This window comes from Nocardioides maradonensis (assembly GCF_054777115.1).
Genome location: NZ_BAAHAZ010000025.1, coordinates 19,270 through 36,601 on the forward strand (window position 1 = coordinate 19,270; position 17,332 = coordinate 36,601).

The window sequence follows — 17,332 nt, forward strand, 5'->3', positions numbered from 1 at the left end:
GTCATCCGCAGCTGGGCAGGGCGGCGTTGTGGTCGGCCGCCCAGGTCTTCACGGTGGTCAGTGCCTGCTCGGCGGTCGTCACCTTGACCAGCCGCATCCCGGACGGGTGCAGCTGGGTGACGTCGGGGCAGTTGCCTTGGGGCACCAGGAACAGCTGGGCGCCCGCGGACGTCGACGCCGCGATCTTCTGCGCGATGCCCCCGATCGGGTCGACCTTGCCGTCCGGCTCGAGCTGCCCGGTGCCGGCGACGACGGCCCCGCCGGTCAGCGAGCCGGGCGTCAGGGTGTCGTAGATCGCCAGCGAGAACATCAGGCCGGCGCTGGGTCCGCTGATCGTCGGGTCGACGTGCAGCTCGATCTCGAACGGGTAGTGGTACCCGATCGCCGGCCCGATGCCGATCCTGGGACCGTCCGGCGTCCTGGCCGGGGTGATCCGCACCTGCTGCCGCTTCCCGTCGCGAACGATGGTCAGGATCAGCGGGTGCACGCCCACCCGGGTGATGGTGGCGACGAGGAGCCGGGCGCCCTGGTCGGTGCCGGCCAGCCGCTTCCCGTTGATCGCGACGAGCTCGTCGCCGACCTGGAGCTTGCTCGCCGCCGGCGTACCGGGGCTGACCTGGGCGACCTTGAGCACGGCGGGGACCCGGTAGCCCAGCTCGCGCAGGGCGACCGCCTTCGCGTAGTCCTGCGAGGACAGCATCTCGGCGACGCCCTGCTGCTTCTCGTCGGCGGCCGAGACGGCCTCCGGGTGCACGTAGTCGTACGGCAGCACCGCGTCGCTGCGGTCGAACCACCGACCGAGCGCCTCGCCCAGCGAGAGCCGGTCCTCGTCACCGGTCTCCCGCACCGTGGTGAACCGCAGCTGACCGCCGGTGTCGTAGTACGTCGGGTGCCCGTCGACCTGCACCAGGTGGGCCTGGTTCGCGTCACGCCCGAGGATGTCGAAGGTGGGGCCGGGGCTGAAGCTCGCGAAGGGCAGCGGCACCGCCAGCGCCACGGCACCGAGGACCAGCACGAGGGGCGCCGCGACGAACGCGGCGATCAGGCGCTGGTGCATGGCGCCTACCCTCTCACCCTGCGGCAAGGCCGGGTCAGGAGGCTCGGGTCTCCTTGACGACCACGCCCTCGACGTCCGGCGCGAGCTCGACGGCCTCGCCCTGGAGCAGCACCGGCCGTTGCCGTGAGGGGCGCAGCGCCACACCCGTGCTCCGGTCAGGGGTACGCCGCTCCAGCGCGTAGCCAGGGGTGCGCCCCGGCTCCTGCGACAGGGCCTCGCCCAGCAGCCGCGCGGCGGTCTCCCGGTCGACCTGGCCCCGCTCGTCGCGGCCGACCCAGCCGACGACCAGCATCGCCACGCCGGTCACCACCGCGGCAGGCACGAGCCAGAGCAGGATCTCCACGTCACCAACGGTAGGCGGGCGTGGGGCGGGATCCGGTCAGGGCGCGCCGACCCATTCGTCGGTGCCATCGGTGAAGCTCTGGTGCTTCCAGATCGGGACCGTCGCCTTGAGCGTGTCGATGAGTGCCTCGCTGGCGTCGAACGCGCTGCCCCGGTGGGCGGACGCGGTCGCGACGACCACGGCCGCGTCGCCGATGGCGAGGTCGCCGACCCGGTGCACGGCGGCGAGGGCGGTCACGTCATGCTCCTCGGCGACCTGGTCGCAGACCTGCTGCAGCTGCTCGAGCGCGGACGGGTGGGCCGAGTAGGACAGGCCCGTCACGCCCTGGCCGTGGTCGTGGTCGCGGACGCGGCCGACGAAGAGCACGACTCCCCCGGACGACGCCTCGTCGAGCGCGGCCAGCACCTCGTCGACCGACAACGGCTCGTCACGGATCGCAGCCAGGCGTACGGCGGGATGAGGCATGGCGCCACCCTATAGATTTGCGACATGAGCACGGGAGGACCGGGCGGCCCCGACGACGCCGACAACCCGTTCAAGGGCACGCCCTTCGAGCAGATCTTCGGCGCCCTCGGCGGCGCCTTCGGCGGACCGGGTGGTGGCGCCGACTTCTTCAGCCAGATCCAGGCGATGATGCAGCCCCACGAGGGGCCGCTGAACTGGGACCTGGCGATCGACCTGGCGCGCAAGACCGTCGCCGCGGAGCCGGACCCGACGCCGAGCAGCCGCGACGCGAGCCGGATCGCCGACAGCATCCAGCTGGCCGACCACTGGCTCGACACCGCGACCGCGTTCCCGTCGGGCGTCTCGACCACGGCGGCGTGGAGCCGCGCGGACTGGATCGTCGAGACCCGTCCGGTGTGGCAGGTGCTCGTCGAGCCGGTGGCCGAGAGGTCCGTGGGCGGAGTGGGTGGCGTCGTACCGGACGAGCTCAAGGTGGCCGCCGGACCGCTGCTCGGCATCCTCGGCCAGGCAGTGGGCGCGATGCTCGCCAACCAGGTCGGCCAGGGCCTCGGCGGCCTCGCGGGTGAGGTGCTCACCGCGAGCGACGTCGGCCTGCCGCTGGGAGCGCCCGGCAAGGCGGCGCTGGTGATGAGCAACGTGCGCTCCTTCGCCGAGGGCCTCGGGGTCGGCGAGGACGACGTCGTCCTCTACCTCGCGCTGCGCGAGGCCGCACACCAGCGCCTCTTCGCGCACGTCCCGTGGCTGCGCGAGCACCTGATCGGCGCCGTCACCGACTACGCGCGCGGCCTGGAGCTGAACGCCCGCGAGCTGCAGGACAAGATGCAGGAGCAGCTGCGCAACATCGACCCGAGCAACCTCGAGTCGATGCAGGAGCTGCTCGAGAACGGTCTCTTCGAGGCGCCCACCTCGCCGGCGCAGGCCGCTGCGCTGTCCCGGCTCGAGACCGCGCTCGCGCTCGTCGAGGGCTGGGTGGACGAGGTCGTCGGCCAGGCGGCAGCCGAGCGGATGCCCACCGCCGACAAGCTCCGCGAGGCGGTACGTCGCCGGCGCGCGGCCGGTGGTCCTGCCGAGCAGACCTTCGCGGCCCTGGTGGGGCTCGAGCTGCGGCCGCGCCGGCTGCGCGACGCCTCCACGCTCTGGGGAGGCCTGCGCGCCCGCTCCGGTGCCGAGGCCCGCGACGGCGTCTGGATGCACCCCGACCTGCTGCCGACCGCGGCCGACCTGGACGACCCGCTGTCGTTCCGCTCCGACGCGACCGCGCCCGAGGAGCTCAGCGAGGACGAGTTCGACGCCGAGCTGCGCCGGCTGCTCGACGGCCCCGACGCCGACGCGCCGGACTCGCCGGACTCCCCCGATTCACCCGACGCCGAGTGACGCTGCACGCCGACGCCCTGGCCACGCTGCGCGGGTGGACCGCGCCCACCGACGCCCAGGAGCAGCTGCGGCAGCGGTACGTCGCGCTGCTGGCGTCGACACCGGACGGCGTGTGGCGCTCGGCGTACCCGGGACACGTCACGGCCGGAACCCTCGTCATCGACGAGTCCGGTGAGCAGGTGCTGCTGAACCTGCACCGCAAGGCCGGGCGCTGGTTCCACTTCGGCGGCCACTGCGAGCCCGGCGACGCCACGCTGAGCGGGGTCGCGCTGCGCGAGGCGCATGAGGAGTCCGGTCTCACGGAGCTGCGCTTCCACCCCGAGCCGGTCCAGCTCGACGTGCATACGGTCGCGTTCTGCGGCGACCACGGGGACGTCGACCACCTCGACGTACGGTACGTCGCCGCCGCTCCCCCCGACGCCCGGCACGCCGTCAGCGACGAGTCGCTCGCGGTGCGCTGGTGGCCCGTCGGAGACCTGCCCGAGCTGGAGCCGGCCATGCACGAACTGATCGCGCGGGCCCGAGCGGTCCTCTGCTGAGCGGTCCGGAGGTGCAGGAATCCCCGGTCGACCGGTGATTCCTGCATCCCGTCAGCCCGGCGGCGGCTCCACCCGGGCCGCGTCCGACCACCCCATCAGGTAGCCCTTCGCGAGCTCGGTCTTCGGGTAGTGCCCTACCCACGCCCAGAACTTCTCGTCGTGCTGAGGCTCGAGCAGGTGGGCCAGCTCGTGCACCAGCACGTAGTCGACCACCCAGTCCGGCATCCGCTGGAGCCGCTCGGAGAGCCGGATCGTCCGGTCGCCGGGCGTGCACGAGCCCCACCGCGCACGCTGGTTGGACACCCAGGTGACCGACAGCGGCACGGCCAGCCCACCCAGGTAGGTGTCGCTCAGCTCGGTCGCCCGACGCATGAGCGCCGCGTCCGGTGCCCGCCGGCGCCGCGGAAGACGCTTCTGCTTCGGCTCCGGCGACATGGCCCGACCCTATGTCGTGATCAGGCCAGGCGTGACGCGGCCCACTCCAGCAGCCGGTCGCGCGGCCAGGTGTTGACGATCCGGTCCGCGTCGATGCCGGCGTCCTCGGCGCGTTCGCAGCCGAGCACCGGGAAGTCGAGCTGGCCCGGAGCGTGCGCGTCGGAGTCGATGGAGAACAGGCAGCCGATGTCGCGGGCCAGCTCCAGCAGCTTCGTGGGCGGGTCGCGCCGCTCCGGCCGGGAGTTGATCTCGACCGCGACCCCCTCCTCCGCACACGCCTCGAACACGGCCCGCGCGTCGAAGGTGGACTGCTTGCGCATCCCGCGGTTGCCGGTGACGAGGCGGCCCGTGCAGTGCCCGAGCACGTTGGTGAACGGGTTGCGGACGGCGGCCACCATCCGCCGGGTCATCGCCGGCGCGTCCATGGCGAGCTTGGAGTGCACGCTGGCGACCCGCACCTGCAGCTGGGCAAGCATCTCCTCGGACTGGTCCAGCGAGCCGTCGTCGAGGATGTCGACCTCGATCCCCTTGAGCAGCGTGAACCCATCGCCGAGGTGCGCGTTGACCGCGTCGATGACGGCGAGCTGCTTGGCCAGCCGCTCCGCCGAGAGCCCGTTGGCCACGCGCAGCCGCGGCGAGTGGTCGGTCAGCACCTGGTACTCGTGGCCGAGCTCGATCGCGGTCATCGCCATCTCCTCGATCGGCGACCCGCCGTCGGACCAGTCCGAGTGGGAGTGGAGGTCGCCGCGCAGGGCGGCCCGCAGCCCTGCTCCGCCGCCGTGGTCGGTCAGCGGTCCGCCGTACTCCGCCTCGGCCTCGGCCAGGCGCGCCGGCACCACCCCGGCCACCGCGTCGGCGATGACGGCCGCCGTGCTGGCACCGACCCCCGGGATCTTCGTCAGCGTGCCCGCCTCCGCGGCCGCCACCACGTCGGCGGCCGGCAGCGGCAGGATCGCCGCGGCGGCGCCGCGGAACGCCTTGACCTTGTAGCTGTCCGCGCGTCCCCGCTCGAGCAGGAACGCGATCCGCCGCAGCGCGGCGACGGGGGTGCCGTCGTACGGCTCCGGATCCGGCATGGCATGCCTCACAATTTCTCCTCCACAAGCGGTGGACAACGGTGGAGCCTGGGGATGGACGCGTTTGCGCAGGTCATCCCACCGTACGACGCTCCACTCACCCGTTGTTCACGGTGGTTCTCCACAGCTCCTCCACCCTCGTCCACAACGCCGTCCACCGCTATCCCCAGTTCTTCACAGCCTTGTCCCCAGCGCTGTCCACAGGCGACACGCGGCACACGTTGACCCTGCCGCGGCGCCCTCCTAGCGTCGTCACCAGATGAGGCCTCCGGGCCCGTCGGGGCGGGGTTCGCAAGGGGAAGGCGAACCACACCATCGGCGGACCGGGGGCCTTTTCATGTCCGTCAGTCATCTCCGTCAGCGCCCGCGGAAGTCCGGCGTACGCCGCTCCTGCGCCGCCCGGATCCCCTCCTGGAGGTCCGCGGTGGCCAGCGTCACCGGCTGCGCGATCGCCTCCCAGTCCAGGCACGCCTCCACGCTCGCGTGCCCACGGGCCAGCGCCGTCTTGGTCAGCCGGCTCGCGATCGGCGCCGTCCCCGCCACCTCGGCGGCGGTCGCCAGCACCTCGGCGAGGAACGTCTCGTCGTCGATCACCCGCGAGACCAGCCCGAGCCGCAGCGCCTCGTCGGCGTCCACCAGCCGACCGGTCAGGAACAGGTCACGGGCGGCCGCCGGACCCACCACGTCCGGCAGCAGGTAGGTGCCCGCCATCCCCGGGTGGATCCCCAGCTGGGTGAACGGGACGCCCATCCGGGCCCCGGCGGCGGCGTACCGGATGTCGCAGGCGAGGGCCATGCACAGCCCGGCCCCGATCGCGGCACCGTTGATCGCGGCGATGGTCGGCACCTCGAGCCGCCGGATCGAGAGCCACGCCCGGTAGAACGGCAGCATCTTCGAGCGCAGCCGGTCGACCGACGCGTCCGGCTCGGCGGCCAGCCAGGACAGGTCGCCACCGGAGCAGAACCCCTTGCCCTCCCCCGTCACCACGACCACGCGGACGCTCGGATCGGCCGCCAGGTGGTCCACCGCCGCCACCCAGGACGCGGTCATCTCGTCGCTCATCGCGTTGCGCCGCTCGGGCTGGTCGAGGACCAGCAGCGCCACCCCGGGAGCCGGCCGCTCCAGCCGGAGGTGGGTGAGCGTGGGCGCAGGCGTGGTCAGGCTGTCTCCAGACATGCGGGGGAGGCTACTGGGCCACGCGGACACCGTGCCGTAGGGTCGACCGAGGCCGGAGGCGACGCCCCCGGCTCCGGCGGGCTTCCCCATACCGAAATCCCCGCCGCGACGACCACACAAGAAGATGAGCAAGGAGGCCGTCATGGCGGAGACCTGGAGCGGCGAGTTCTACTGCGTGAAGTGCAAGGAGAAGCGCGAGGCGACCGGCGAGGTCAAGGTGAACGACAAGGGCACCCGCATGGCCAAGGCTGTCTGCCCCGTGTGCGGCACCAACCTGAACCGCATCCTCGGCAAGGCCTGAACGCCCCAGCCTGACGTCACGGGCGGCCCCACCTCCGGGTGGGCGCCGCCCGTCGCCGTCTCCGGAGCCGACCGGACCTGTGGAGAGCCGGATGCCGGTACGTCGCCACAGTGCGACCCTGCTGCCATGGCACTCACTCTCGGGCAGCTGCCGACGTTGCGGGCGGGCCGCCCGATCCTGCGTCGTGACGACCACACCCTCCAGATCGGGATCGGCGCCCACCCGGTGCTGCTGCGCGACGAGCCGGCGGTCGGGGCCCTCCTCCAGCACCTCGACCCGATCACCACGCCCACCCAGCGGGTCGACCTCGACCACCCGGCCGTCCGCGACGCGCTCGCCCGTCTCGCGGCCGCCGGCCACCTGACCGGCGCCGAGCCCGAGCGGCCGCTGCCGGCGCTCGGCCTGCACGTGCTCGACCCCGCCCTCGACGACCGGGTCGCTCCCCTGCTCGAGGTCGCCGGGCTCCGACGCGACGACGCCGACGCGGAGGCCTGGCTCGTCGCCGCTCCGGGCCCGGTCCCCCGCGACGTCGCCGACGGCCTGCTCCGTTCCGGGACGCCCCACCTGCTGGTCAGCCTGCTCGAGGGAGCGTGGCGGATCGGCCCGTTCGTCGTACCGGGTGCGACCGCCTGCCTGTGCTGCGTCGACGCGCACGAGTCGGAGGCGGACCCGCGGCGGGCGCTGCTGCTCACCCAGGCCGCACGTGCGGCTCAGCGCCACCCCGAGCAGCCCGACCCGCTGCTGGAGCTGGGCGCCCTGTCCTGGGCGCTGCGCGACCTGCGCACCTACCTGACCGGCGGCGAACCCGGCACCTGGTCGGCGACCGTGGACCTCCCGGCACCCGACGAGCCGTACGGCGCCCCGCGGATCACCCGCTGGCTGCGCCACCCCGAGTGCGGCTGCGCGTGGGACCAACTGCCGTTCGACTGAACGGCGAGGGTCACCACCACTCGCTGTCGAGCTTCGCCTCCATCGAGCGCAGGTGGTTGCGCGAGCACACCTCACAGAAGGTACGCCGGCGGCCGTTCTCCACCGCCACGCTCCAGGTCAGGGGCGGCTGGTCGCCGGCCTCCTGACGTCCGCAGAAGTCGCAGTGCACCACGGGTCCCAACCTACGCACCGACAGCCCCGCGTGCGCGAAAAACGCCGAGACCCGCCGGGATTCCGGCGGGTCTCGGGGTTCGGCCCGATCACAGGCTGCGGGCAAGGGCGACGCGGGCTCGCGCGGCCGCACGCTGGGCGCGCTGGCTCAACCGAGCCTCACGGGCCAGCTTGGCCTGACGAGCGTGTGCCGCCCGGGCTGCATGCGCGGCGATCTCCGCGCGGACCAGCTCCTCGCTGAGGTAGCTCATGGTGGTGCTCCTTCGAATGGTGTGTTCAGTGATGTCGTTGTGTCATGCGGCCGCGTCCTTGCGCGGCCGTCCCCGCGGCCGCTTGCGCGGGATCACCGCTCCGGACAGGAACAGCTCGCCGCCCCAGACTCCCCACGGCTCGCTCCGCTCGAGCGCGCCCGCCAGGCAGTTCTGTCGGACGGGGCAGTCGCCGCAGAGCTCCTTGGCGAACTCCAGGTCGGAGGGCGCCTCGGCGAACCAGAGCTCCGCGTCGTTGAGGCGGCACGGCAGCAGCTCGTCCAACGTGGGCTCGAGAACGTCGATGGTCATGTGTGTCACCTCCTGTCTGGACCTGTCGCTTCGGGCATGTGCATCGGTGCTGTCAGTGGTCGGTTTCCGGGGCCGGAGAAAGACAAAGGCCGCGGATCCCGGTGTCGGGTTCCGCGGCCTGGAGGCTGCCTCTGGGTCTGGCTACAGAGGTGGGCTCCAGGCGAGTGAACCCTGGGTGTGGGCCGGCGCGAAACCAGTGCGCTTCATCCCACGGGTGGCGTCGTCCCAACGGTTGGCCGTCACGGCACCCGTCAGCTCACGCGCGGCAGCGCCCCGGACCTCGAGGGTCGCGACGGCGGAGATGGCGCACGGGACGACGGCGATGCCATCGGCGTGAACGCTGGTGTTGATCGTGGTCTCCATCGGGGCCACCTCCTTCCGGTACTGCTTCGGGCGCGAGCATTGCCAGTGCTCTGATGCGCGGCGATCAGGTCGTGAAGTAAAGGTAATGAGGGTTTGTTGCGGCGCGCAAATCATTTAACGCCCGAATTTCAACTATTTTCTGCCACCGTCGAAAGGACGGCTTCTCCGTACTGCTCGAGCTTGGCCGGACCCACCCCGCTGATCTTTCCCAGCGCGCGCAGGTCGGTCGGCTTGAACTCCGCGATCAGCTCCAAGGTCGCGTCGGTGAAGACGACGTACGCCGGCTTCTCCTGCTCGGTCGCCTCCGCCCGTCGCCAGGTCTTCAGCCGCTCCAGCAGGTCCTCGTCGAAGCGCACCGGGTGGTGGGCGCACCGCCCGCGCTTCTTCTCCGCCGGCGTGCCGAGCGGCTGGCTGCACTCGCGGCAGCGGGCCACCTTGCTCCGGCTGCGCGTGGCCTGCGCCTGCTCGGACGCGGGCAGCAGCCCGAGCAGGAACGGCGAAGGACGCCGACGCGGAGCCTGGCCCGGGTTGCGAGCGGCGGCCCACGACACCCACAGCTCCTTGCGGGCCCGGGTCACGCCGACGTAGAGCAGCCGGCGCTCCTCCTCGACCGCGTCGCGCCGGCCGGCGTCGGCGGCCTGTTGCGCGTAGGTGATCGGGACCGTGCCGTCCTGGACGCCGCAGCAGAACACGGCGTCCCACTCCAGGCCCTTGGCGGCGTGGAAGGTCGCCAGGGTGACGCCGTCGGCGGCCGGGGCGTGCTGCTCGGTAGCGCGACGGTCCAGGTCGGCGACGAACCCGCTCAGGGTCGAGGCCGCCCCCTCCTCCGTCGCGTGCTCCTCGGCCTGGTCGACGAGTGCCTGCAGCGACTCCCACCGGTCGCGGACCTGACCGCGGTTGGCGGGCGGCTCGGCCGCCCAGCCCATCCCGCCGAGCACGGCCTTGACCGCATCGGTCCAGTGACCGGCCGGCTCCTCGGAGCGCGCGGCACCCCGCAGCCGGGTGACGGCCTCGCGGACCTCGGGCCGGTCGAAGAAGCGGGCTGCGCCGCGGACCAGGTAGGGCACACCGCGGTCGACGAGGGCGTCCTCGAAGGACTCCGATTGGGCGTTGATGCGGAAAAGGATCGCCATCTCGCCGTAGGGAACACCGGCCCGGTGCAGCTGCACGATCCGCTCCGCGACGGCGCTGGCCTCGGCGACCTCGTCGGGCTGCCCGGCGTACCGCACCGTCGGGCCCGCGGGCTGCTGCGCGCGCAGCTCGACGCCGGCGCTCGGGGTGCCGGCGAGGAGCCCGTTGGCCGCCGCGACCACCTGCGGGGTCGAGCGGTAGTTGCGCACCAGCTCGATCGAGGTGGCGCCCGGGTAGGTCTTCGCGAAGTCGCGGAGGTACGTCGCGTCCGCTCCAGCGAAGGAGTAGATGGTCTGGGCGGGGTCGCCGACCACGCAGAGCTCGTCGCGGCCGCCGAGCCACTGCTGCAGCAGCGCCCACTGGACGGGCGAGACGTCCTGGAACTCGTCGACGACGAACCACTTGTACTGCCGGCGCACCTGGGCGGCGACCCGCTCGTCGGAGTCGAGCATCGCCACCGTGTAGAGGAGCACGTCCTCCATGTCCATGCGGCCCTGGTCCCGCTTGACCTCCTCGTACGCCGCGAGGACGCGGGCCACCGTCTCGGGCGGCTGGTTGGCGACCGAGCGCCCGTGGGCGGCCGCCATCTCGACGTACCTCTCCTCGGTGACGTTGCTGACCTTGGCCCACTCGATCTCGGAGGCGAGGTCGCGCAGCAGCGCCTGGTCGGAGGAGATGCGCAGGTTGCGGCAGGCGCCGGCCACGAGCGCGAGCTTGGACTCGATCAGCTGCGGCAGCTCGTGGCTGCCGGTCACGTGCGGCCAGAAGTAGCGCAGCTGGCGCAGCGCCGCGCTGTGGAAGGTCCGCGCCTGGACGCCCGGGGCGCCGAGCTGGCGCAACCGCTGGCGCAGCTCCCCGGCGGCACGCGTGGTGAAGGTCAGCGCGAGCACCTCGGCGGGCGCGTAGACGCCCGAGGAGACGCCGTGGGCGATCCGGTGGGTGATCGCGCGGGTCTTGCCCGTGCCCGCTCCGGCGAGCACCCGCACGGGCCCGCGCAGGGCCTCGGCGACGGCCCGCTGCTCGGGGTCGAGCGCGGCCAGCAGGGAGTCCGAGGCGTTCACGACGTACGACCCTAGACGGGGCCGACGACACTTCCGGCGTCAGCCACCGAGCGCTGTGGACAAGCTCTCACCGGGCGCCGCCGGGAACACCAGCCGCGACCCCGAAGCGCCTCCGATCGTCACGGTGTTCAGCGAGGGCAGCGCGGGCATCGACAGGGCGGACTGGCCGACCAGGGAGAGCTGGATCCGGTGCCCCACCTCGAACCGGTTGGCGATCGGCCAGAGCTCGACGTGGTACATCCGGGACAGCAGCGGCAGCGCCGGCGAGAGGGTCGCGTAGTCGCCGTACGGCTGCACGAGCCGGCCCTCGGAGTAGAGGGACTTCGAGGCCACCACGCCCGGGAACGAGGTGTTGAGCCGGCCCACCGCCATCGGGTGCGCGTGCCCGTCCGGTGACACGTCGGAGACCACCGCCCAGATGTTCGTCGACCCGAGCAGGCTGGAGAGCCGGATGTCGAGGTCGGCGGGACCGGCGGCGGTGATCGGTGACCTCAGCGGGGCACTCGTCCAGGTCAACCCGGTCAGGTTCGAGACGTCCATGTCGCTCAGTGCCGGGACGTACGTCGCCAGCTCGTTGAACCAGCCGCCGTCGCCACCCGCCACCGTGGCGATCGTGTTCGGGTCGGTCGCGGTCGGAGCTGAGGTGAACGCCGGGTAGCTCTGGCTGCGCACGGTCGCGTCGGGCGTCAGCGCCAGGCTGCCCCGGTTGAGCGAGGTGGTGCCCGGGGCGGTCGCGGCGGAGAGCGACAACGGGGTCCAGGTGGTGCCTGGTGCCGGGTAGTCGCTCGCGTCGTACCGGACGTACCTGCCGGCCAGCATGTCCTCGCGGTCGCCGTCGGCGAGCAGCATCTGCACCGCTGGCTCGCGGTCGACGCCGTTGTCGACGCCCCGCACGTAGTGGTCGAGCCAGCGGGCGATCTCCCCGACACCGTTGTCGGTGCCGGTAGGTGCGCCGTCGTGGCCGCCCACGACGAGCAGGTGCGTGGGCACGCCCTCCTTCCGCAGCTCCTCGAAGCCCTGGTAGTCGCCCCGCGGCTCGACGTCGAAGGCGCCGTCCACGAACAGCGTGGGGATCGTGTTGGCGTCGCCGCGGAAGCCCCGCTGGCTCCAGAAGGCGTCGAGCGTCGGGTGCAGCAGGCCGGCGTCGAGGCCCGCCGTGGTCAGGCCGAGGATCGTCTCCAGACTCGAGAGCGGGTTGCGCTGCAGCCGCTCCGGACCCTCCTGCAGGGCCGGGGCGCCGATCAGGCCGAGCACGCCGAGCCCGGGCACGGTGTTGGGGATGCCGCCGGGCACCAGCAGGTCGCGGTAGAGCTCGAAGGTGCCCGAGCGCAGCACGGCGGCCTTGACGCACGGCAGGCGCAGGTGCAGCGAGTTGAAGACCATGATCGCGCTCGCCGAGAAACCCGCGACCGCCAGCGACCCGTTGCTCCAGTCCTGGGTGCAGGCCCACGACAGCACGTCCTGGACGTCCTGCTGCGACTGCGGCCCGAGCGCGTCGAACTGCCCGTCGCTGTCACCGGTCCCCCGGATCTCGACCAGCAGGTAGTTGTAGTCCGGGCCGACGGCGTACGACGCCCCACCGGCGCCGTACGGCGTGAACTCGACGACCGTCGGCCGCGGGACCAGCGGCGCTGCGCCGGTGAGCACCGCCTTGATCGACGTCCCGTCCGGGGCGGTCCACCGCACCGCCTCGGTGGTGGTCGCGGTCGCCCCGTGCGCCGGCTGCGCCACGAGCGCCACCAGGCCCAGGCACAGCGCCACCAGCGAGGCGAGCGCACGACCGCGACGAGTGGATCGCATTCGAGACACCAATCAGTGGAGGTTCGAGTCGTTCAACGACGATGGCGACGCTACGTCACCTCGTGGCCCGCCGATGCCAAGATGGCGACGTGATGCTCCTCGGGCTCGGCGGCGCGCTCGCGGCCGCGCTGCTGTACGGCGCCGGCACGGTGCTGCAGGCGCGCGGGGTCACCGGCCGCCCGATCGTGTACGCCGCCGGGCTGACCGGCGACCTGCTCGGGTTCCTCGCCTCGCTGCTGGCCGTGCGCCACCTGCCGCTCGTCGTCGTGCAGTCCGCTGTCGCCTCCAGCGTCGCCGTCACGGCGCTGCTCGCCGTGTGGTGGCTCGGCGCCCGGCTGGGCCGCCGTGAGGTCGCGGGCATCGCGGCCGTCGCCGTCGGCCTGGTCGCCCTCGCCGCGGCTGCGCGCGAGGGCGCGGCGCGGCCGATCGGCCACCGGGGCGAGCTGTGGCTGTGCGCGTGCGTGGCGCCGATCCTGGTGGCCGGCGCGGCGGCGTACCTCTCCCGCCGCTCGTGGAGCGGTCCCGTGCTCGCGGCGGTGGCCGGGCTGGGGTTCAGCGGCACGGCGATCGCCGCCCGCGTGCTTCCCCTCCGCACGCCCTGGTGGCGCACCGCCACCGAGCCCGCGCTGTGGGCACTGGCGGCGTACGGGCTGATCGCGCTCGTCGCCTTCGGCTACGCCCTCACCCGCGCCAAGGTGACCGCGGTGGCGGCGCTGACCTTCGTCGTGGAGACCGTCGTGCCTGCCGGTGTCGGTGCGGTCTGGCTGCACGACCGGTTGCGACCCGGCACCACGCCGCTCGCGGTCGTCGGTCTGGTCCTGACGCTCGCCGGCTGCTGGGTGCTCGCCCGCTTCGCCGCCCCGGAGATCCCTGGTGGCCCGGAGACGCCCGACTGAGCCGGAATGCACGGGAGGCCGGCCGGGTTGTCCTCTGCGGAGCGGTCACGACACCCGCTCAGCCGTCATGCGTTCGCGCAGCTCAGAGAGGTCCCCATGTCCGACACCCAGTTCACGATGTACAGCACCCCCTGGTGCGGCTACTGCCACCGGCTGAAGTCGCAGCTGGACCGCGAGGGCATCGCGTACGAGGTCGTCGACATCGAGCAGCACCCCGACGCGGCCGCCATCGTGGAGAAGGTCAACAACGGCAACCAGACCGTGCCGACCCTCGTCTACAGCGACGGCACCGCGCAGACGAACCCCTCCCTCAAGCAGGTGCAGGCGAAGATCGCCAGCCTCGCCTGAGCCGTTCCGGAGGCGGTCGGGGCTAGCCTCGACGGCGTGCAGGTCCTGGGCGCTGTCGACGAGGCGAAGGTGCGCGACCTGTGCGCGCGGCACGAGTTCTTCTGGCTCGACCTGGTCGCGCCCACCGATGACGAGGTACGCCGGCTCGGCGACCTGATCGGCCTGCACCCGCTCGCCGTCCAGGACACCCTGGCGTTCGGTCAGCGCCCGAAGCTGGACGTCTACGAGAACCAGGCGCTGCTGGTCCTCGAGGGCGGTGTGGCGGCGGACCCCGAGGAGGACAACCCGCACCCGCTGGAGGAGATCCACTGCTACGTCAGCGGGGACTTCGTGGTGACGGTGCGGCGCAACGAGTTCGGGGACCTGGACCGGCTCAAGCAGCAGCTGGCCGCGACCACCACCACCCGGTCCGAGCAGTACTACGTCTACCGGATCGTCGACACCGTCGTGGACAGCTTCTTCCCGGTGCTGTCCGGCCTCGACGACGAGATCAACGACCTCGAGGACGCGATCATCGAGCGGCCCAGCAAGTCCGAGCTGGTCAAGATCTTCAAGCTCAAGCGGCTGCTGCTCAAGCTGCGCAAGGCGGTCACGCCGATGCGGGACCTGTTCGCACGGGAGATCGAGACGATCGCCGAGCTCGCCGGGCTGGACCGCGACAGCCACGACTACTTCCGCGACGTCTACGACCACCTGCTGCGGATCAGCGACCTGCTCGACTCCTACCACGACCTCGTGAGCGGCTGCACCGATCTCTACCTGTCCAACGTCGCGAACCGACAGGGCGAGATCGGCAAGCAGCTCACCATCGTCGCCAGCATCTTCCTGCCGTTGAGCTTCCTCACCGGCTTCTTCGGGATGAACTTCGACTGGTTCACCGGTCACGTGCTGCACGGCCTCGCGACGTTCCTCGTGCTCGGGCTCGGGTCGATGCTCTTCTCCGCGGGGGCGATGCGGCTGTGGTTCCAGCACAAGGGCTGGATCGGCGACGACTGAGTCCGGTCAGCGTCCGACCAGCCGGGCGGCGGAGTCCACCGAGCGCGGGGTGCACCCGCTGCGGCGTGCCGTCACCCGGACCTTGATCCGCTTGCCGACGTCGGCGCGGCCCACGGCGTACGTCGCTCCGGTGCGGCCCGCGACGAGCACGCCGTTGCGGTACCAGCGATAGGAGTACGACGCCGGCGTCGGCGACCAGCCGCCCGTGCTCGCGCGCAGGGTCCGGCCGGGACGCGCGATCCCGCTCACGACCGGCGCCTTCGTCAGCGTGAAGCTCTGCGCGACCGGCGGCGCCTGGAGCGCGGCCGGCGACCAGTCTGGCTCGGTGCCACCGGCCACGATCTTCGTCAGCGTGGTGCTCGCGTCGCAGCTGCCGAGGCCGTGCACGACCCACAGGTCGCCGCTCTCGCTGTACGCCGCCGAGTCGCTGTCCGGGCCGAACGCCGCGTCCTTGGCGACCGGGCTGCCCTTGTCGGAGCTGAGGCCGCAGAGGAACCGGCTCGGCTTCCGGGGCGAGGCACCGGCGGGGTCGCCGTCGGCCGCGACCACCACGAAGCCCGCGTCGGTGCCGAACATGACCCGCTGGTGGTCCGGCGACACCTCCGGCTCGTTGAGCGGGATGAAGTCGGTGAAGACGTCCTTGGACCAGAACCACGGCTGGGCGTCGTGGCCGAGGTCGGCCAGCTGCACGTCGCCGTTCACGTCGAGCGCGACCCGGCTGTTGCTGACCCAGCTCGGGGAGAAGCCCAGCACGATGCCGTACTTGTCCGGACCGGTCCGCTGGGTCGCGTCGGTGAAGCTGGTCTCCGCCTCGGTGACGAAGTAGTTGTAGTCGTCGGTGCTGCTGCCGTAGTGCTCCAGCCGCAGCTGGCTGTAGGCGATCTTGGTGCCGTCCGGCGAGATCTCGGCGCCCTGGATCGGGCCGATCGTGACCGTGGCGTAGTCCGGGACGAACAGGTCCTCCGGCGTGATCCGGTTGAGCACCGTGCCGTCCTGGCGGAGCCGGACGATCGTCGCGCCCTTCATCGCCGCGATGACGCCGTTGGTGGAGATCGAGGGGTGGTCGTACGGCGCGCCGGCGGTGCCGTCGGTCGTCAGCGCGCGGGCGCCGGAGCCGTCGGGCCGGGAGACCCAGACGTCGTAGGCCTTGATGAACACGATCGTGCCGGTGGCGGCCGTCGTGGTCCGGGTGACGACGGGGCGGCCGGTGCCGGACGGGGCGGCGTGTGCGGGGCCGCAGACGCCGAGGACGGAGGAGGCTGCCAGTACGGCCAGGGACAGGGAGGGGATGGGCTTCAGGGGCATGCCCCGAGGTTCGGGGGCCGCGAGTCCCGGGGCCCAGTGACGGGCGTCCCGGATCAGTCCCGTCTCACCAGGAGCCCGGGAGGTTCCCGCCGTACCAGTGGTCCACGAGGGAGCGGCTGATCGAGACGCCGCCGGGCAGCACCAGCTCGCCCGACTCGGCGCCCGCCCGCATCTCCTCGCGGGTGACCCAGATGGCCTCCTCGACGTCGTGGTCCTCGAGCACCAGGTCGGTGGTGGCGGCGCGGCCGTAGAAGCCGAGCATCAGGCTGGACGGCAGCGGCCAGGGCTGGTTGCCGAAGTAGGTCACCTCGTCGACGACCACGCCGGTCTCCTCGAGCACCTCGCGGCGTACCGAGTCCTCGAGGGTCTCCCCCGGCTCGCAGAAGCCGGCCAACGTCGAGAACCTGCCCTGCGGCCAGGCCTTGTTGCGGCCGAGGAGCGCCCGCTCCTCGCGCGAGCCCGGCTCACCGGCGGTGATCAGCATGATCACGGCCGGGTCGGTGCGCGGGAACTGAGGCTTGCCGCAGGAGGTGCAGACCATCTCGTGCCCGGCCGCCCGCGAGGTCAGCGCACCGCCGCAGTGCGGGCAGAAGCGCATCGCCCAGTGCCACTCCGCCAGCCCGAGCGCGTGGAAGACCAGCGGCGCCTCGGCGACACCGTCCCCCGCGAGGACGGGCAGCAGACCACGCAGCGGCACCCACGCCTCCGGCTCGGCCTTCGCCGCCTCGGGCCCGGTGATCACGGCCCACGACGTCACCCCGTCGCGCTCCCCCAGCAGCAGCCGTACGCCGTCCGGCGCCTCAGCGCTCGGCACCCACGCCAGCGCCCGGTCGACCGGGCGCACGCGGGTCCCGGAGACGACCAGCACACGGCTGCTCGGCTCCTTCCACCGGGCGTCCAGCCACGCCTCGTCGGTGCGGTGCAGGCCGAGCCGCTCGTGCGGGTTCCGGGTCAGCGAGAGGTGGGGGTGGCTCACGGGTTCCAGCCTAGGAGCAGCTGCGCGAT

The 17,332-nt window shown here is 72.4% G+C and carries 21 protein-coding genes; 7 read left to right on the plus strand and 14 right to left on the minus strand.

Annotated features, from left to right (window positions below):
• Window position 1: 1 nt before the first annotated feature.
• From ACYVAQ_RS21925 to ACYVAQ_RS21935, 3 genes are read right to left on the minus strand one after another with little or no spacing between them, the layout of a single operon-like run.
• Entirely contained in the window at window positions 2-1,057 is a 1,056-nt protein-coding gene (locus tag ACYVAQ_RS21925) for a YlbL family protein (RefSeq protein WP_460792703.1), read from the minus strand.
• A gap of 34 nt (window positions 1,058-1,091) precedes the next feature.
• Window positions 1,092-1,400 carry a hypothetical protein gene (locus ACYVAQ_RS21930; protein ID WP_460792704.1) on the minus strand — a complete coding sequence of 103 codons (309 nt, stop codon included), beginning with the start codon at window positions 1,398-1,400 and terminating at the stop codon, window positions 1,092-1,094.
• A 36-nt stretch (window positions 1,401-1,436) separates the two neighbouring features.
• Window positions 1,437-1,865 (minus strand): molybdenum cofactor biosynthesis protein MoaE, encoded by a 429-nt coding sequence (locus tag ACYVAQ_RS21935; RefSeq protein WP_460792705.1) that lies wholly within the window; start codon window positions 1,863-1,865, stop codon window positions 1,437-1,439.
• A gap of 24 nt (window positions 1,866-1,889) precedes the next feature.
• On the opposite strand from ACYVAQ_RS21935, the gene ACYVAQ_RS21940 reads away from it, so the two are divergent.
• Both ACYVAQ_RS21940 and ACYVAQ_RS21945 read left to right on the plus strand, forming a co-directional pair.
• Complete coding sequence (locus ACYVAQ_RS21940; RefSeq protein ID WP_460792706.1) at window positions 1,890-3,239, plus strand: zinc-dependent metalloprotease; 1,350 nt, start codon at window positions 1,890-1,892, stop codon at window positions 3,237-3,239.
• Complete coding sequence (locus ACYVAQ_RS21945) at window positions 3,236-3,778, plus strand: NUDIX hydrolase (RefSeq protein WP_460792708.1); 543 nt, start codon at window positions 3,236-3,238, stop codon at window positions 3,776-3,778. Before ACYVAQ_RS21940 ends, ACYVAQ_RS21945 begins: the two co-directional genes overlap by 4 nt.
• Before the next feature lie 51 nt (window positions 3,779-3,829).
• On the opposite strand, the gene ACYVAQ_RS21950 is transcribed toward ACYVAQ_RS21945, so the two are convergent.
• The 3 genes from ACYVAQ_RS21950 to ACYVAQ_RS21960 all read right to left on the minus strand — a co-directional run bounded on the left by ACYVAQ_RS21950 (window position 3,830) and on the right by ACYVAQ_RS21960 (window position 6,465).
• Window positions 3,830-4,213, minus strand: a complete 384-nt coding sequence (locus ACYVAQ_RS21950) for a M48 metallopeptidase family protein (RefSeq protein WP_460792709.1) — start codon at window positions 4,211-4,213, stop codon at window positions 3,830-3,832.
• A 20-nt stretch (window positions 4,214-4,233) separates the two neighbouring features.
• On the minus strand, window positions 4,234-5,289 hold the full coding sequence (locus ACYVAQ_RS21955) for a PHP domain-containing protein (protein ID WP_460792710.1): 1,056 nt from the start codon (window positions 5,287-5,289) through the stop codon (window positions 4,234-4,236).
• Between the two features lie 357 nt (window positions 5,290-5,646).
• On the minus strand, window positions 5,647-6,465 hold the full coding sequence (locus ACYVAQ_RS21960; RefSeq protein ID WP_460792712.1) for an enoyl-CoA hydratase/isomerase family protein: 819 nt from the start codon (window positions 6,463-6,465) through the stop codon (window positions 5,647-5,649).
• 142 nt (window positions 6,466-6,607) lie between these two features.
• Here ACYVAQ_RS21960 and ACYVAQ_RS21965 point away from each other — a divergent pair, with 142 nt between their 5' ends.
• Together ACYVAQ_RS21965 and ACYVAQ_RS21970 are read left to right on the plus strand one after the other, a co-directional pair.
• Window positions 6,608-6,766, plus strand: a complete 159-nt coding sequence (locus ACYVAQ_RS21965; RefSeq protein ID WP_460792713.1) for a DUF5679 domain-containing protein — start codon at window positions 6,608-6,610, stop codon at window positions 6,764-6,766.
• A gap of 126 nt (window positions 6,767-6,892) precedes the next feature.
• A complete protein-coding gene (locus ACYVAQ_RS21970; RefSeq protein WP_460792714.1) occupies window positions 6,893-7,696 on the plus strand; it encodes a hypothetical protein in 804 nt (267 codons plus the stop codon).
• Window positions 7,697-7,706: 10 nt separating this feature from the next.
• Here the strand turns inward: ACYVAQ_RS21970 and ACYVAQ_RS21975 are convergent, their stop codons facing one another.
• The 6 genes from ACYVAQ_RS21975 to ACYVAQ_RS22000 all read right to left on the minus strand — a co-directional run bounded on the left by ACYVAQ_RS21975 (window position 7,707) and on the right by ACYVAQ_RS22000 (window position 12,782).
• On the minus strand, window positions 7,707-7,868 hold the full coding sequence (locus tag ACYVAQ_RS21975) for a hypothetical protein (protein WP_460792716.1): 162 nt from the start codon (window positions 7,866-7,868) through the stop codon (window positions 7,707-7,709).
• Between the two features lie 88 nt (window positions 7,869-7,956).
• Complete coding sequence (locus tag ACYVAQ_RS21980) at window positions 7,957-8,118, minus strand: hypothetical protein (protein ID WP_460792717.1); 162 nt, start codon at window positions 8,116-8,118, stop codon at window positions 7,957-7,959.
• A 42-nt stretch (window positions 8,119-8,160) separates the two neighbouring features.
• The gene (locus ACYVAQ_RS21985; protein ID WP_460792718.1) at window positions 8,161-8,427 is read right to left on the minus strand and encodes a WhiB family transcriptional regulator; all 267 of its coding nucleotides are present in this window, start codon (window positions 8,425-8,427) and stop codon (window positions 8,161-8,163) included.
• A 141-nt stretch (window positions 8,428-8,568) separates the two neighbouring features.
• Window positions 8,569-8,790 carry a hypothetical protein gene (locus tag ACYVAQ_RS21990; RefSeq protein ID WP_460792719.1) on the minus strand — a complete coding sequence of 74 codons (222 nt, stop codon included), beginning with the start codon at window positions 8,788-8,790 and terminating at the stop codon, window positions 8,569-8,571.
• 128 nt (window positions 8,791-8,918) lie between these two features.
• Window positions 8,919-10,982: an ATP-dependent helicase gene (locus ACYVAQ_RS21995; protein ID WP_460792720.1), complete on the minus strand. Its 2,064-nt coding sequence runs from the start codon at window positions 10,980-10,982 to the stop codon at window positions 8,919-8,921.
• Window positions 10,983-11,021: 39 nt separating this feature from the next.
• On the minus strand, window positions 11,022-12,782 hold the full coding sequence (locus ACYVAQ_RS22000) for a CocE/NonD family hydrolase (RefSeq protein ID WP_460792721.1): 1,761 nt from the start codon (window positions 12,780-12,782) through the stop codon (window positions 11,022-11,024).
• Window positions 12,783-12,871: 89 nt separating this feature from the next.
• Here ACYVAQ_RS22000 and ACYVAQ_RS22005 point away from each other — a divergent pair, with 89 nt between their 5' ends.
• From ACYVAQ_RS22005 to corA, 3 genes are all read left to right on the plus strand, one after another.
• Window positions 12,872-13,678 (plus strand): hypothetical protein, encoded by an 807-nt coding sequence (locus ACYVAQ_RS22005; protein ID WP_460792722.1) that lies wholly within the window; start codon window positions 12,872-12,874, stop codon window positions 13,676-13,678.
• Between the two features lie 96 nt (window positions 13,679-13,774).
• A complete protein-coding gene (locus tag ACYVAQ_RS22010; protein ID WP_460792723.1) occupies window positions 13,775-14,026 on the plus strand; it encodes a mycoredoxin in 252 nt (83 codons plus the stop codon).
• A 36-nt stretch (window positions 14,027-14,062) separates the two neighbouring features.
• Complete coding sequence (corA, locus tag ACYVAQ_RS22015) at window positions 14,063-15,022, plus strand: magnesium/cobalt transporter CorA (protein WP_460792725.1); 960 nt, start codon at window positions 14,063-14,065, stop codon at window positions 15,020-15,022.
• Between the two features lie 6 nt (window positions 15,023-15,028).
• Here corA and ACYVAQ_RS22020 read toward each other — a convergent pair whose 3' ends face one another.
• Both ACYVAQ_RS22020 and nudC read right to left on the minus strand, forming a co-directional pair.
• Entirely contained in the window at window positions 15,029-16,327 is a 1,299-nt protein-coding gene (locus ACYVAQ_RS22020) for a hypothetical protein (protein WP_460792726.1), read from the minus strand.
• Between the two features lie 64 nt (window positions 16,328-16,391).
• On the minus strand, window positions 16,392-17,303 hold the full coding sequence (gene nudC, locus ACYVAQ_RS22025) for an NAD(+) diphosphatase (protein ID WP_460792727.1): 912 nt from the start codon (window positions 17,301-17,303) through the stop codon (window positions 16,392-16,394).
• Window positions 17,304-17,332: the final 29 nt, after the last annotated feature.

Coding starts and splice junctions, on each gene's coding strand:
- ACYVAQ_RS21925 (WP_460792703.1), bottom strand. CDS start 1,057: ATGCACCAGCGCCTGATCGCCGCGTTCGTCGCGGCGCCCCTCGTGCTG.
- ACYVAQ_RS21935 (WP_460792705.1), bottom strand. CDS start 1,865: ATGCCTCATCCCGCCGTACGCCTGGCTGCGATCCGTGACGAGCCGTTG.
- ACYVAQ_RS21940 (WP_460792706.1), top strand. CDS start 1,890: ATGAGCACGGGAGGACCGGGCGGCCCCGACGACGCCGACAACCCGTTC.
- ACYVAQ_RS21950 (WP_460792709.1), bottom strand. CDS start 4,213: ATGTCGCCGGAGCCGAAGCAGAAGCGTCTTCCGCGGCGCCGGCGGGCA.
- ACYVAQ_RS21955 (WP_460792710.1), bottom strand. CDS start 5,289: ATGCCGGATCCGGAGCCGTACGACGGCACCCCCGTCGCCGCGCTGCGG.
- ACYVAQ_RS21960 (WP_460792712.1), bottom strand. CDS start 6,465: ATGTCTGGAGACAGCCTGACCACGCCTGCGCCCACGCTCACCCACCTC.
- ACYVAQ_RS21965 (WP_460792713.1), top strand. CDS start 6,608: ATGGCGGAGACCTGGAGCGGCGAGTTCTACTGCGTGAAGTGCAAGGAG.
- ACYVAQ_RS21970 (WP_460792714.1), top strand. CDS start 6,893: ATGGCACTCACTCTCGGGCAGCTGCCGACGTTGCGGGCGGGCCGCCCG.
- ACYVAQ_RS21980 (WP_460792717.1), bottom strand. CDS start 8,118: ATGAGCTACCTCAGCGAGGAGCTGGTCCGCGCGGAGATCGCCGCGCAT.
- ACYVAQ_RS21985 (WP_460792718.1), bottom strand. CDS start 8,427: ATGACCATCGACGTTCTCGAGCCCACGTTGGACGAGCTGCTGCCGTGC.
- ACYVAQ_RS21990 (WP_460792719.1), bottom strand. CDS start 8,790: ATGGAGACCACGATCAACACCAGCGTTCACGCCGATGGCATCGCCGTC.
- ACYVAQ_RS22000 (WP_460792721.1), bottom strand. CDS start 12,782: ATGCGATCCACTCGTCGCGGTCGTGCGCTCGCCTCGCTGGTGGCGCTG.
- ACYVAQ_RS22010 (WP_460792723.1), top strand. CDS start 13,775: ATGTCCGACACCCAGTTCACGATGTACAGCACCCCCTGGTGCGGCTAC.
- ACYVAQ_RS22020 (WP_460792726.1), bottom strand. CDS start 16,327: ATGCCCCTGAAGCCCATCCCCTCCCTGTCCCTGGCCGTACTGGCAGCC.